Below are 14,048 nucleotides of genomic sequence, written 5' to 3'. Positions count from 1 at the left end.
TGTCCGGCAAGCACGCCCTATGCTGGACGCGGTAAACGCGACATTTTAATGAAATTCGTGGAAAAAGGAAGGGGTTAGCGGTTCAGGAACCGATGTCCCCGGCTCAGCGCATCGGCGGTAAACCACCACCCATGCCGCCCATGCCCTTCATGGCGCCGCGCATCTGCCGCAGCAAGCCCTTCGAGCCGCCCTTGGAGAGCTTGGACATCATCTTTTCCATCTGCATGTACTGCTTCAGCAGGCGATTGACGTCCGCCGGCTGCGTGCCCGAACCACGCGCCACGCGGGCGCGACGCGAGCCGTTGAGCAGGTCCGGATGGCGGCGTTCTTTCTTGGTCATCGAACTGATGATGGCGATCATGCGCTTAATTTCGCCGTCGTTGACCTTGGATTTGACGTTGTCCGGCAAACCGGCGACGCCCGGCAGCTTGTCCATCAGGCCGGCCAAGCCGCCCATATTGTTCATCTGCTCGAGCTGGTCGCGCATGTCGTTGAGGTCGAAGCGCTTGCCCTTGATGACCTTCTGCGCGAGCTTCTGCGCTTTTTCCTGGTCGACCTTGCGCTCCACCTCTTCGACCAGCGACAGCACGTCGCCCATGCCGAGAATGCGCTGCGCCACGCGGTCCGGATGAAACGGTTCCAGCGCGTCGGTCTTCTCGCCCGCGCCAAGGAACTTGATCGGCCGGCCGGTGACATAACGCACCGACAACGCCGCGCCGCCGCGCGCATCGCCATCGGTTTTGGTAAGCACCACGCCGGTGAGCGGCAGCGCTTCGGAAAAAGCTTTCGCGGTGTTCGCGGCGTCCTGGCCCGTCATCGAGTCGACGACGAACAGCGTTTCGATCGGCGTTACGGCAGCGTGCAGCGCCTTGATTTCCGCCATCATCGCTTCGTCGACGTGCAAGCGGCCGGCCGTATCCACCAGCAACACGTCGATCACTTCCTTGCGCGCCGCCGCGATCGCGGCCTTGGCGATGTCGACCGGATTCTGACCGCCTTGCGACGGGAAGAACGACACGCCGACCTGCTCGGCCAGCGTGCGCAACTGTTCGATAGCGGCCGGACGATAGACGTCGCAGCTCACCACCATCACGCGTTTCTTTTTGCGCTCGGTGAGGAAGCGCGCCAGCTTGGCGACGGTGGTGGTTTTACCCGCGCCCTGCAGACCCGCCATCAGCACCACGGCAGGCGGCTGCTGCGCCAGATTCAATTCGGTGTTCGAGGTGCCCATCAAGGCCGTCAGCTCATCGCTGACGACCTTCACCAGCGCCTGACCCGGAGAAAGGCTCTTGAGCACTTCCTGGCCGACAGCGCGCACCTTCACGCGTTCGATCAACGCCTGCACCACCGGCAAAGCGACGTCGGCCTCTAGCAGGGCGATACGCACTTCGCGCAGCGATTCGCGAATGTTTTCCTCGGTCAACCGACCGCGGCCGCGCAAGCGGTTGACGGTGGTGGAAAGGCGTTGGCTGAGCGATTCGAACATGGCGGCGACATGGATAAAGCAATTGGACTGACAAATATACCAGACCCGCCCCTTGGCTTAGCGGGACGCCGGTTGTGCCTTGATCCACGCCGCCATGTCGTGAATGACCCGCTCATCGACGTGTCCCGCCTTGGCGTAGTCGGCGGGCGACGGCGGATTCCCCGCCTGCATGTAGATATGGCCCAGCCCCGGGTATTCGACCAACTTCACGCGCGGATCGTGCGCAAAGGCGGCTTGCCAACGACTGAAATCGTCCTTCGGCGTGACTTGATAGTCGTTCGTGCCTTGCATGATCAGCATCGGCTGATGCAATCCCTGCGCCGTCGCAACCGGATCGTAGTCGCGCAGGCTCAACCAATAACTGGCTGGCGCATGAAAGAAATCGCCGGACGGCGGATGCTTGGCGTCCGCGTGCGCGAGCGTGTCGCGCGCCTGCACGAGCGGCGCGAGTTTTTCGTTCAGCAATTCCGGCGACGCTCCTTGCTGCGCACCGATATACCGTGCCTGCCGAATGATCGTATCCATGTCGAACTTTGCGGCAGCGGACATCAAAACGATTCCAGCCAACTGCGGATCGCGCTGACCGATGCGCGGCGCCATCACCGCGCCCAAGCTGTGGCCGACGACGAACACACGATGCGAATCGATAGCAGGTTGCTGGCCGAGCGCATGCAACGCAGTCAACGCATCGTCGGTCACTTCGTCATCCACCGTGATCGACTTGCCGACGATTTCCTTGCCATAGACACGCGTGCGTTTGTCGTAGCGAAGCGACGCGATGCCCTCGGCGGCCAATCCCTGCGCCACATCAAGGAACGGCTTGTTCGGACCGATGGTCTCATCGCGGTCATTGGGACCGGAGCCGGCTACCAGCAATACCACCGGAAAGGGCCCCGCGCCTTTAGGCAGGGTCAATGTCGCCGGCAACGGGCCGAGTGGCGACGGGATTTCCATGTCGCGCGACGCGAAGCTTGCTGATGAATTCGTTGCCATGTTCAGCTCCGTTGCAGACGTAGCGAAAACACTCGCCACACCGATTGCGACCGCACACATCATCCAATTGAACTTCGACATGATTCGCTCCTTGGTCATGGGTTTTTCTTTTCGATACGCCTGTACACGACATACGAGTACGCGGGCGGGATAAGAACGATCGATGCGACCACCACAATCAGCAACGTGAGTGAGCTGCCCGCGAACGCCATGGCGACCATCGCCAGTCCGGCCAACATGAAAAGCCATCCGCCCATGCGATGCGTGCGCTCCCACACCGCGTCGCTAGCGAGCGTCCACGGCGTGCGGATGCCGATGAAGAAGTTTTTGCGCAATTTTCCCATGTAATTGCCCATCACCATGAGCAACGCGCCCGCCGCGAGCATGCCTACCAAAGGCATCCGCACCGTATGACCGGCCGCGTTCAATAAGACGCCCAATCCGGCGACAAGTACGACCACTTGCGTCGCCAACATGATGGTGCTGTACACCGCGACAAACGGTTTTATGTCGTAGCCGCGCGGCGAAATGACTGGCAACAACACGGCCAACACGGCAATCAGAGCGATGATGATCATCGGCGTGCCGACCGCCCATTGCGGCGACATATAGCCGTTGATCTGACCTTGCGCGTTCCAATGCGTGGGAACGCGCGCCGGCATATGCGGATACAGCCACAGGAATGCGGCGAGCAAAACCACTAGAAAAAGCGTGGATAACAAGAGCGTGCGTACGGGTGTCATCGTTTACCTCCTCGCGTCCCGGCGGCTGGAAACAGATCGAGCACCATGCGGGTCAGGTCTTCCATCACGGTGCTGTTGAGCGAATACACAATGAATTGACCGCGCCGCTCCGTACGAACCAGATCGGCGTGCTTAAGCACGGTGAAGTGGTGCGACAGCGAAGCGCCGGTGATGTCGAAGGCCTCGCCAATTTCGCCCGCGCTCATCGGCCCGCTCTGCAATTGCTTGAGGATGGCGCGACGCGTTGGATCGGCGAGTGCTCGAAAGACGGCTTGCTGCTTCATCACGGGGTCAGTTCCTTTGGATAGATAGATATTTAGATATTTTTCTAAATATTGCAAGTGCCGGTCGATTTGCCGCGTTCACCCCCTACCCGGCCTGTGCCACACTTGCACGCCATGCTGCCCGCCCTGTCCATCTTCGCCATCGTTTGCTACCTGCTCGCCAGCGGGTTGGTGACGCGTCCGCTGTTTGGCGGCAATGCGATTGCGCCGGCCAAATACGCGCGCCCGGCGTTGGCGATCGCCACGGTTGCTGTGCTCGCGCATGCGACGTGGTTGCTGGCCACGCATCGCGGCGCACTGGATCTGCATTTCTTCGCGGCGCTGTCGTTGGTGGCGTGCATGGTGTCGGCGCTGACGTTGGCCGTAAATCTCACCCGCCCGGTAGCAGCGCTTGGCGTGATCGTTTTTCCGCTTAGCGCCTTGCTGTTGTTTGTCGATAGCTTTCTTGCGCCGCCCACCGCGCCCATCACGATGGATTGGCACATCAAACTGCACGTGACCGTGGCGCTACTGGCGTTCGGCGTGTTGTCGATTGCAGCGGCGATGGCCATCCTGCTCGCTATCCAGGAGCGCGCATTGCGGCATCGTCAATTGGGTCCGTGGTTGAGCGCGCTGCCGCCGCTTACGCTGACCGAATCTTTGCTTTTCCGTTTGATCGGCGCCGGTTTCGCGCTGCTCACGTTGACGTTGCTTACGGGCATTCTGTTCGTGGACAACCTGTTCGGCCAGCATCTTGTGCATAAAACAGTGCTGTCGATTATCGCGTGGCTGGTATTCGGCGCCCTGCTCTACGGTCGCTGGCGCCACGGCTGGCGCGGGCGCAGCGCGGTCAATCTCACGCTGATCGGCATGAGCGTGTTGGTGCTGGCGTTCTTCGGTTCGAAGTTTGTGCTGGAAGTGATCTTGCACCGCGCGGTGGATTGAAAAGCTTTTAGCGGCAGGCGTCGATCGCTTGCGACAAACGCTCCACGCCGATCACTTCCATATCGCCCACCTTTCCCTTCTTCGGCGCGTTGGCTTTCGGCACGATGGCGCGTTGAAACCCGTGATGCGCAGCTTCTTTCATGCGCTCGTCGCCATTGGGCACGGGGCGTATTTCGCCAGATAGCCCCACTTCGCCGAACGCGATGGTTTTTTCCGGCAACGGCCTATCGCGCAAAGACGAAAGCACCGCGAGCAGCACCGGCAAATCTGCCGCGGTTTCCTGCACGCGAATGCCGCCGACGACGTTCACGAAAACGTCCTGATCGTACGCAGCGACACCACCATGTCGATGCAGCACCGCCAGCAACATGGCCAAACGATTTTGCTCAAGTCCCAGCGCAACGCGTCGTGGATTTCCCAACGATGATTGATCAACCAGCGCCTGCACTTCCACGAGCAACGGGCGCGTACCTTCGCGCGTCACCATCACGGCGCTGCCCGACGTCGGACCGCTGTGCGCGGAAAGAAAAATCGCTGAAGGATTGGGCACTTCGCGCAGGCCCTTTTCGGACATAGCGAATACACCGAGTTCATTGACGGCGCCAAAGCGATTCTTGAACGCGCGCAACACTCGAAAACGGCTGCCGGACTCGCCTTCGAAATACAGCACGGCGTCGACCATATGTTCAAGCACGCGCGGACCCGCGATGCCGCCTTCTTTGGTGACGTGACCGACGAGGAAAACGGATGTTCCGCTTTCCTTCGCGAAGCGCGTCAACTTGGCCGCCGATTCGCGCACCTGGCTCACCGAACCGGGCGCCGCCGTCAGCAGCTCGGTCCAGATCGTTTGAATGGAGTCGATCACCAGCACGCGAGGCCGCGTCGCAGCCACTTGATCGAGAATGCGCTCGATACCGGTTTCGGCCAGTGCATGCAGCGGTTGCAGCGGGAGATCGAGTCGCTGAGCTCGCGCCGCGACTTGCGCCAACGATTCTTCGCCGGTGACGTACACACTGGAAAGTTTTTCGCCGAGCTTGCCCAGCATCTGCAGCAGCAAGGTCGATTTGCCGATGCCGGGATCGCCGCCGATCAAGACCACCGAGCCGTCGACCAGACCGCCGCCAAGTACGCGGTCCAATTCGCCGATACCCGTCAGCGTGCGCGATTCGGCTGTAACGAGAACTTCCGTAAGCGGCGTGACGCGCGGCACGCTATTAGCTGCGCCCGCATAACCGCTCTGTCTTGCGGCGGCGATGGATTTTTGCGCCGGTTGCACCACGAATTCCGAAAGCGTGTTCCACGCCCCGCATTCCACGCACTGGCCCTGCCACTTGTTGTGCTCGGCGCCGCAGTCGGCGCAAACGTAGGCGGTCTTGGCTTTGGCCATGAGAGTTACACGCGTGGAATCGATAGACGGAGCTTAACGTGCAGCGGTCGCACGCCGCGAGACGTGACGTTACTGATCATCCTCGACGAACAGTACGCGACGCGTCATGCCGCATGTCAGGTCGTAGCTAATCGTGCCCGATTGCGCCGCGACGATCTCCACGGGCAACTCCGCTCCCCACAAGGTCACGCGATCGCCCACTTTGACGTTCGGCGCATCGCGCAGATCCAAGGTAATCAGATCCATCGATACGCGGCCAACCAGCGGCACGAGCCGATCGCCAACCAGCACCGGCGTGCCGGCTGCCGCGCTGCGCGGATAACCGTCGCCGTAACCCACCGCCGCCACGCCGACGGGCATGTCTTCGGGGCATTCCCACAAGCCGTTGTAGCCGATGCGTTCACCCCGTTTGATGTGATTGATGGCGATCAAGCGTGTGGAGAGCGTCATCGCCGCACGAAAACCGAAGTCGGCGCCGCTTTTGCCATCCACCACTGAGAGGCCATACAGCAAACCTCCGGTACGCACCCAATCGCCGCGGGCATCGGGCCAACCCAACACCGCGGCAGAATTGGAAAGCGAACGCGGGCCAGAAAGATCGCGTGTCGCCGCTTGAAAACGCTCGATTTGCAGACGCGTTCGATCGCCATCGAAAACTTCCGATTCGGCGAAATGCGTCATCAGGCCGATGTCCGGATCGATACCCGGCATCGTCGCGAGTTGCGCATGTACCGCCGCGGCACGCTCAGGCGCAAAACCAAGTCGATGCATGCCGCTGTCGACTTTTAGCCAAACACGCAAGCGCCCGCGTGTTGGCGACGCCTCGGACAACCATCGCAGCTGACTTTCGTGATGGATGGCTGCGTCCAGTCCAAGGCGCTGCATTTCGGAGATATCGCCGGCCTGATCGGGACCGGACAGCACGACGATGCGCTGACGATGACCCGCCGCGCGCAAGCGCAAACCATCGCCCATCGACGCCACAGCAAACGCATCGGCGGCGCCATCCATCGCACGCGCGACGCGTTCCAGGCCGTGTCCGTAGGCATCGGCTTTGACCACCGCCATGACTTTCGCAGGAGCGGCCATCTCGCGGATGCGCGCAAGATTGTGGCGCAGCGCGCCGAGATGGATGGTGGCAACCGTCGTTCTGCTCATAGCCCGATTAGAGTGAAGTTGGCCGAATCATGCAAAGGGAAGCGCGCCCAGAGCGCGTTCGCCCCGTGGGCACAGCGCTTAGGTTATCGATGGCCGCGCCCCGGATCGGGGCAAGAATATGGCAATGCGCGGGCAACACCGGCCTAGAAATGGCCGGTGTAGCTGTCGGGGCTGTAATTCTCGAACTTGGTGTAATGCCCCAGGAACGTCAGCTTTACCGTATCGGTAGGACCGTTACGCTGCTTGCCGATAATGATCTCGGCGAGGCCTTTGTCCGGCGATTCTTTGTTGTAGTACTCGTCGCGGTAAATAAACATGATCACGTCCGCGTCCTGCTCGATAGCGCCCGATTCGCGCAAGTCCGACATCATCGGTCGCTTGTCCGCGCGCTGTTCGAGCGAGCGGTTCAACTGCGACAGCGCAATCACCGGCACGTTGAGTTCTTTGGCAAGACCTTTCAACGAACGCGAAATTTCCGAAATTTCCGTCGCGCGGTTTTCTTTGTTGCCGGGCACCTGCATCAGCTGCAAGTAGTCGATCACGATCAAGCCGAGGCCGCCGTGTTCGCGCGCCAGGCGTCGCGAGCGCGAACGCATTTCCACCGGCGAAAGACCCGGTGTGTCGTCGATAAAGATTTTCGCTTCGGACAGCAGTGCGATGGCGTTGGTGACGCGCGGCCAATCTTCCTCGGCCAGATCGCCGTTGCGCAGATGTTGCTGGTGAATGCGCCCAACCGACGAAATCAAACGAAACGCCAGCTGCGAGGCCGACATTTCCATCGAAAACACCGCGACCGGTTTCTTGGCGCGCAGTGCGGCGGCTTCCGCGATATTCAGCGAAAACGCCGTCTTACCCATCGAGGGACGCGCCGCGACGATGATCAAGTCCGATGGCTGCAAACCGGACGTGAGATTGTCCAGATCGGTAAAGCCCGTGGAGATACCGGTGAGCTGGCCGCGATTCTGGTAGCGCTCGTGCAACAGGCGGAACGCATCCTTCACCGCTTCGCGCATGGATACGGTGTCTTTCTTGCCGCGCGCACCAGACTCGGCGATGTGGAACACGCGCTGTTCGGCGTTTTCCAGAACTTCTTGGACGGTCTGACCTTCCGGTCGATAACCGTCTTCAGTAATCGCCGTGCCCGCATCGATCAGCTGACGCAACACCGATTTTTCACGCACGATGTCCGCGTACGCAATGATGTTCGCCGCGCTCGGCGTGGCGTTCGCCAGTTCGACCAGATAGCTGGCGCCGCCCACCATTTCGGCCAGGCCGTTGGCCTCGAACCAATCGCCCAGCGTGATCGCATCGCAAGGCATGCCTTTGTTGGCAAGCTCCGTGATGGCGCGCCAGATCAGACGATGATCCTTGCGATAGAAATCCTGCTCGGTGAGTTTGTCGGCGACGCGATCGAGCGCGTCGGCCGCCAGCATCAATCCGCCAAGCACCGCCTGCTCCGCGTCGATGGAATGCGGTGGTACCCGCAGTGCCTCGATAGCGCTGTTGTTATTGCTGTGTTTGCGATCGGGCACGAAGGACATGGACCTTCCCTGTAGCAAGGAAATCGCGCAAAGCCACGCAGGCAGACACGAACCAGGAGGATACGCGGCGGCGTCTCACAGTTCGAGACAATAAGTCTGTGGATAAGCTGTGATGTATTGGGGATAAGCGAAAGCGCTTCGTCCCCAAAAAAAACGAGCGCCCTGCGGCGCCCGTTTTCTGATGCCAGATGGCGGATCGGCTTACTTTTCGCCGACCACGATCACCTTGACCGAGCCCTGCACGTCGGCGTGCATGCTGATCACGACGTCGAATTCGCCGATGTGGCGGATCGGGCCTTCGCCCTGAATCACTTCACCCTTGTGGATGTCGTGACCGGCAGCCTGCAGTGCGTCGGCGATCTCGCGCGGACCGACCGAACCATACAGCTTGCCTTCGGGGCTGGCGTTGGCGGCGATGGTCACCGTCACGTCGGTCAGCTTGTTCTTGCGCGCTTCGGCGTCGGAGAACAGCTTGTTGGCCTTGGCTTCGTATTCGGCGCGGCGAGCTTCGAACGCGGCGAGGTTGTCGGCGTTCACGCGCACGGCCTTGCCCTGCGGCAGCAGGTAGTTGCGGCCGTAGCCCGGCTTCACCTTGACCTTGTCGCCGAGGTTGCCGAGGTTGCGCACCTTCTCAAGAAGGATAAGTTCCATGGGTTGTTCCTCAATTCGTTAGCACCGGTGTGGCCCGATGCAGCCGTGGACGGTTGTCCGAAGTGTTGCGCCTTCTCTCCAATCGATTTCGCGATGGAGAGAAGGTTGAAGCTTGTTCTTCCCTTTTTGGAGAAGAACCCGCGACGCGATTAGACGTCGTGGTTGTCGGTGTACGGCAGCAGCGCCAGGAAGCGGGCGCGCTTGATGGCCGTGGCCAGCTGACGCTGGTAGCGAGCCTTGGTGCCGGTGATGCGGCTGGGAACGATCTTGCCGTTCTCAGTGATGTACTGGCGCAGCGTGTTGAGATCCTTGTAGTCGATCTCTTTGACGTTTTCGGCCGTAAAGCGGCAGAACTTGCGGCGGCGGAAGAACTTGGACATGGGTCTGGGCTCCTGGATCAGTCTTCGTTATCGACGTCGTCGCTATCGGCGCGACCTACGCGGCGGTCGTCGCCATCGTCGTCGTCACGGCGGCGGGAAGACTTCGCGTCGTCCTTTTCCTTGCTCTTAAGGATGAAGGACTGCTCGGTGTCGGCCTCGTCGCGCTTGATGACGAGATGACGCAGCACGGCGTCGTTGAAGCGGAAGCCCGACTCCAATTCGTTCAACGCGGTCTGATTCACTTCGATGTTGAGCATGACGTAGTGAGCCTTGGCCAGGTTCACGATCGGGTACGCCAACTGACGGCGGCCCCAGTCTTCCAGGCGGTGGATCTTGCCGCCGTCGGCCGTGATCAGCGCCTTGTAACGCTCGATCATCGCCGGAACCTGTTCGCTCTGATCCGGATGGACCAGGAATACAACTTCGTAATGACGCAAGGTCATTGGAGAAACTCCTTATGGGTGCGACCCTTACGGGCCATCGCAGCCTCCCGCCGATGCGGTGAGGCAAGGGACTGTCCGCACCTGTTTGGCGAAGACAGAAGCGGAAGTGTAAGCGGGATCAATCAGTCAGCGCAACTAGCTGATCTGAATAGCATTGGTTTAGGGAGCCGGAAAGACCGGCTTCAGCTGACCGTGAAGCTCTCGCCGCACCCGCATTCGCCGGTGGCGTTGGGGTTGTGAAACACGAAGCTGGCGTTGAGGCCCTGGCGCTGAAAATCGATCACCGTACCGTCGACCATCGGCAGGCTTTTGGTGTCCACGATCACCGGCACGCCATCGATCTGGAAGGTCTGATCGTCGGCGTCGGCGGTCTCGGCCAAATCCACCACGTAGGCGAAGCCGGAGCAGCCAGTGCGCTTCACGCCAAAGCGCACGCCCGCAGCGGCTGGCGATTGGGCCAGGAACTGACGCATGCGTTGGTTGGCGGCGGGGGTAATCGAAATACTCATATCGACAGCGTTTCTATTTGGGCACTTATGCACGGCTTGAAGGTCGCAGTGCAGGCAATGGCTACATTATCATGCCCGCTTGCCCTCACGTGCCTTAACAAATGGGCGCATTCCTCAGGAGTTTCAATACATGACGGTGGTCAGCGTCAAACAGGCCCTTTCCGGCAAACTCGAAGCCGGCAGCACCGTAACCGTGCGCGGATGGGTGCGTACCCGTCGCGACTCCAAGGCGGGCCTGTCGTTTGTGAATATCAGCGACGGTTCATGCTTCGACCCCATTCAGGCTGTCGTGCCGGCCACCCTCGGCAATTACGAAAACGAGGTCAAACACCTCACGGCCGGCGCCGGCGTGATCGTCACCGGCACCCTGGTGCCTTCGCAGGGCAAAGGTCAGACGTTCGAGCTGCAGGCGAACGACGTGGTCGTTACCGGGTTCGTCGACGATCCGGAAACCTACCCCATCCAGCCCAAGCAGCACTCGATGGAATTTCTGCGCGAAGTGGCGCACCTGCGCCCGCGCACCAATTTGTTCGGCGCGGTGACGCGCGTGCGCCACACCATGATGACGGCCATCCATCGCCATCTCACCGAACAAGGCTTCTTCTGGATCAACACGCCGATCATCACCACGTCGGACGCCGAGGGCGCCGGCGATATGTTCCGTTTGTCCACGCTCGATCTGGCCAACCTGCCGCGCGACGACAAGGGCAAGATCGATTTCCGCAAGGATTTCTTCGGCCGCGAAGCGTTTCTCACCGTGTCCGGCCAGCTCAACGTCGAAGCGTATGCCTTAGCGATGAGCAAGGTTTATACGTTCGGCCCGACCTTTCGCGCGGAAAACTCCAACACGCCACGCCATCTCGCCGAGTTCTGGATGGTGGAGCCGGAGATCGCGTTTGCAGATCTCTCGGCTGACGCGGATTGCGCGGAAGCGTTTCTCAAGGCGATCTTCAAAGCCGTGCTGGACGAACGCGCCGACGATATGGCGTTCTTCGCCGAACGCGTGCAGCCGGATGCAATCAGCCGTCTGGAAACGTTCATTGCGCAACCGTTCGAACGCATCGACTACACCGATGTGATCGACATCCTGCAGAAATCCGGCCAGAAGTTCGACTTCCCAGTCGCCTGGGGCGTAGATCTGCAAACCGAACACGAACGCTATCTGGCCGAGAAACACGTCGGCCGCCCGGTGGTGGTGATGAACTACCCTGAGCAGATCAAAGCGTTCTACATGCGTCTAAACGACGACGAGAAAACCGTCGCCGCGATGGACGTACTCGCCCCCGGCATCGGCGAGATCATCGGCGGCAGCCAGCGCGAGGAACGCCTGGACTACCTGGACCGCCGCATGGCCAAGTTCGGTCTCGATACTGCCACCTATGGCTGGTACCGTGACCTGCGCCGCTACGGCACCGTCCCCCATGCAGGCTTCGGCCTCGGCTTCGAGCGCCTGCTGGTGTACGTATGCGGTTTGGCCAATATCCGCGATGCCATCCCCTATCCACGCGCGGCAGGGACTGCCGAGTTCTAAATACTTTTTGCCTATGCGTCTCAAACTGCTACTCACATTCCTGTTTCTTCTGCCGCTTGCGGCGTGTCACAGCGTCAAGCTGCCCACGATTCCGCTGCCGACCGACTTGCTGTCGCAAGGGCCGCCGCCCAAAACGCTGGCCGATGCGAAGAAAGCGCTCCAAGGCGCAACGCCGTGCTGTACGACGTTTGCGGATTTCTCGTACCAGAATCAGTTGCCCTGGCGTCCGCAGCAATACCCACTTGGCGTCGGCAGCCCGGTCGTGGCGATCAACGGTTCGCGCAGTTATTTCCTGGCCTTCGTACTACCGCCGGATGTAAAACTGCCTTACAAAATCGGCGTGAAATCCGAACTCATTGGACGTTCGGTCACGGGCGCCAGCTACTTGTTCGCGCCAACCATCGTGCAGTTGGACGAAGCGTTTCAGCCGATCGATTCGCAAGACGTCAAGCTGTGCGAATACATGGGCTGGAGCAATAGCGACAGTGGCGCGTTCGGCAGCGTGGAAGTGACCGACAAGCGGGCGCGTTACCTGGTGGTCTACAGCTCCGATAAGCAGCAAAACAGCAACACCTACTGGGAACAATCTGCCAGCACGTTCTCAACCAGCAGCAGCACCACCCCCGCAGCAACGACCGTGGGCGGCAGCTATAAGATCCAGCACGGCCCCGATGGCGTAGTCTGGGTAGGGCTGATGGACAAGAGCTATTCAGCGGCGGTGAACAAGGCCGTTTGCGGCAAAGCTCCGCAAGGCGACGGCCTGCTCAACTCGTTGCGCGCAGACCTCACTAAAGCCAGTCGGAGCAGTCCTTGAGTCTCGTCGTGGCCTACATCGGTTTGCTGTTAGTGGGTCTCGTCTGCTTTATCACGCATGCGGCGCTGCCGTTTCGTATCGCCAAGCATCTGCGCGACGATTACCCCCAACACTGGAAAGTGATCGTCGACACTGGCAGCGCGCAAGCCGCGCGTGGCCCGCAATTGTGGCTACGCATGCAACATGTGCTGCGCTCGCCGGCGATTGCCGCGATTGACGATGCGGCGATCACGCGTCTGTGGCGCACGTGGCGATACAGTCAATGGCTGGCGTGGGCATGCTGGATTGCCGCGCTCGCCTTGCAATGGCATAGCCGCGTTCATCCTTAATCGGGAGATCACATGGATTTGAATCTGAGTGGACGTCACGCGCTGGTGTGTGGCGCGTCGCAAGGCATCGGTCGCGCAACAGCCATCGAGCTGGCCGAACTCGGCGCCGACGTGACCTTGTTGGCGCGTTCCGCCGATCGCCTCGCCGCGCTCGCCGACAGCCTGCCGCGCACGCACGCCGCGCAGCGCCATGGTTGGCGCAGTGTCGATATGCAAGATTCGGATGCGCTGCGTGATGCGGCTTCCAGTGTGGTCGAAGAAAATCCCGTGCACATCCTGATCAACAACACCGGCGGACCGCCGGGCGGCCCCGTTCATACCGCCGAGCCGAGCGCGTTCGAGAGCACGTTTCGCCAGCACGTACTGGCGGGTCAGACGCTGCTGCAAATCGTGCTAACAGGCATGCGCGATAGCGGTTACGGCCGCATCGTCAATGTCATTTCGACATCGGTGAAAGAGCCCATCCCGGGCCTTGGCGTGTCCAACACTGTGCGCGCCGCGATGGCCGCCTGGGCCAAGACGCTGGCTGGCGAATTGGCCGCGGACGGCATCACCGTCAACAACGTGTTGCCTGGCTATACCCGCACCGCCCGACTGGACGGCTTGCTCGCGGCGCAAGCGCAAAAAAGCGGACGTAGCGAACAGGAACTGGCCAAGGAAATGGCGGCGGCCGTGCCTGCGCGTCGCTTTGGCGAGCCCGGCGAAATCGCCTCGGTCATCGCCTTTCTCTGTACGCCCGCAGCGGCGTACGTCAATGGCGTGAGTATTGCCGTGGATGGCGGACGCACCAAAGCACTAAGCTGACAATGCGCGGCGGTGCGCGCATACGGAAGCGTCCGGTGCAATTCGGGCGCTCACGTTCTAAGCTTGCAAGG

Annotated in this window: 16 protein-coding genes; 5 read left to right on the top strand and 11 right to left on the bottom strand. The window is 60.8% G+C overall.

Annotated features, from left to right (window positions below; genetic code table 11):
* Nucleotides 1–103: 103 nt before the first annotated feature.
* From ffh to L0U79_RS08295, 4 genes are all read right to left on the bottom strand, one after another.
* Nucleotides 104–1,486, bottom strand: a complete 1,383-nt coding sequence (gene ffh / locus L0U79_RS08310; protein WP_233841389.1) for a signal recognition particle protein — start codon at nt 1,484–1,486, stop codon at nt 104–106.
* Between the two features lie 57 nt (nt 1,487–1,543).
* The gene (locus tag L0U79_RS08305; protein WP_233841388.1) at nt 1,544–2,479 is read right to left on the bottom strand and encodes an alpha/beta fold hydrolase; all 936 of its coding nucleotides are present in this window, start codon (nt 2,477–2,479) and stop codon (nt 1,544–1,546) included.
* Between the two features lie 95 nt (nt 2,480–2,574).
* Nucleotides 2,575–3,222: an SdpI family protein gene (locus L0U79_RS08300; RefSeq protein WP_233841387.1), complete on the bottom strand. Its 648-nt coding sequence runs from the start codon at nt 3,220–3,222 to the stop codon at nt 2,575–2,577.
* Entirely contained in the window at nt 3,219–3,506 is a 288-nt protein-coding gene (locus L0U79_RS08295; RefSeq protein WP_233843875.1) for an autorepressor SdpR family transcription factor, read from the bottom strand. The genes L0U79_RS08300 and L0U79_RS08295 overlap by 4 nt, the downstream gene beginning before the upstream one ends.
* 114 nt (nt 3,507–3,620) lie before the next feature.
* On the opposite strand from L0U79_RS08295, the gene ccsA reads away from it, so the two are divergent.
* Nucleotides 3,621–4,430: a cytochrome c biogenesis protein CcsA gene (gene ccsA, locus L0U79_RS08290; RefSeq protein ID WP_233841386.1), complete on the top strand. Its 810-nt coding sequence runs from the start codon at nt 3,621–3,623 to the stop codon at nt 4,428–4,430.
* Nucleotides 4,431–4,437: 7 nt separating this feature from the next.
* On the opposite strand, the gene radA is transcribed toward ccsA, so the two are convergent.
* The 7 genes from radA to L0U79_RS08255 form a co-directional block, all read right to left on the bottom strand.
* On the bottom strand, nt 4,438–5,817 hold the full coding sequence (gene radA, locus L0U79_RS08285) for a DNA repair protein RadA (RefSeq protein ID WP_233841385.1): 1,380 nt from the start codon (nt 5,815–5,817) through the stop codon (nt 4,438–4,440).
* A 69-nt stretch (nt 5,818–5,886) separates the two neighbouring features.
* A complete protein-coding gene (gene alr, locus L0U79_RS08280) occupies nt 5,887–6,975 on the bottom strand; it encodes an alanine racemase (protein WP_233841384.1) in 1,089 nt (362 codons plus the stop codon).
* A 143-nt stretch (nt 6,976–7,118) separates the two neighbouring features.
* Nucleotides 7,119–8,516, bottom strand: coding sequence for a replicative DNA helicase (locus tag L0U79_RS08275; protein WP_233841383.1), 1,398 nt, complete (start codon nt 8,514–8,516; stop codon nt 7,119–7,121).
* A 201-nt stretch (nt 8,517–8,717) separates the two neighbouring features.
* On the bottom strand, nt 8,718–9,167 hold the full coding sequence (gene rplI, locus L0U79_RS08270) for a 50S ribosomal protein L9 (protein ID WP_233841382.1): 450 nt from the start codon (nt 9,165–9,167) through the stop codon (nt 8,718–8,720).
* Between the two features lie 149 nt (nt 9,168–9,316).
* Nucleotides 9,317–9,547 carry a 30S ribosomal protein S18 gene (gene rpsR, locus L0U79_RS08265; protein ID WP_074552179.1) on the bottom strand — a complete coding sequence of 77 codons (231 nt, stop codon included), beginning with the start codon at nt 9,545–9,547 and terminating at the stop codon, nt 9,317–9,319.
* A gap of 17 nt (nt 9,548–9,564) precedes the next feature.
* Entirely contained in the window at nt 9,565–9,990 is a 426-nt protein-coding gene (gene rpsF, locus L0U79_RS08260; RefSeq protein WP_233841381.1) for a 30S ribosomal protein S6, read from the bottom strand.
* A gap of 182 nt (nt 9,991–10,172) precedes the next feature.
* A complete protein-coding gene (locus L0U79_RS08255; RefSeq protein WP_233841380.1) occupies nt 10,173–10,499 on the bottom strand; it encodes an iron-sulfur cluster assembly accessory protein in 327 nt (108 codons plus the stop codon).
* 130 nt (nt 10,500–10,629) lie between these two features.
* Between L0U79_RS08255 and asnS the strand changes: the two genes are divergently transcribed.
* From asnS to L0U79_RS08235, 4 genes are read left to right on the top strand one after another with little or no spacing between them, the layout of a single operon-like run.
* Nucleotides 10,630–12,030 carry an asparagine--tRNA ligase gene (gene asnS / locus L0U79_RS08250; RefSeq protein WP_233841379.1) on the top strand — a complete coding sequence of 467 codons (1,401 nt, stop codon included), beginning with the start codon at nt 10,630–10,632 and terminating at the stop codon, nt 12,028–12,030.
* 13 nt (nt 12,031–12,043) lie between these two features.
* On the top strand, nt 12,044–12,844 hold the full coding sequence (locus L0U79_RS08245; RefSeq protein ID WP_233841378.1) for a MalM family protein: 801 nt from the start codon (nt 12,044–12,046) through the stop codon (nt 12,842–12,844).
* Entirely contained in the window at nt 12,841–13,173 is a 333-nt protein-coding gene (locus tag L0U79_RS08240) for a hypothetical protein (RefSeq protein WP_233841377.1), read from the top strand. Before L0U79_RS08245 ends, L0U79_RS08240 begins: the two co-directional genes overlap by 4 nt.
* Before the next feature lie 12 nt (nt 13,174–13,185).
* A complete protein-coding gene (locus L0U79_RS08235; protein ID WP_233841376.1) occupies nt 13,186–13,977 on the top strand; it encodes an SDR family oxidoreductase in 792 nt (263 codons plus the stop codon).
* Nucleotides 13,978–14,048: the final 71 nt, after the last annotated feature.

This window comes from Dyella sp. 2HG41-7 (assembly GCF_021390675.1).
Taxonomy (GTDB): domain Bacteria; phylum Pseudomonadota; class Gammaproteobacteria; order Xanthomonadales; family Rhodanobacteraceae; genus Dyella_B.
The sequence above is the reverse complement of the archived record's forward strand: the minus strand, read 5'-3'. Positions and strand labels throughout refer to the sequence as shown.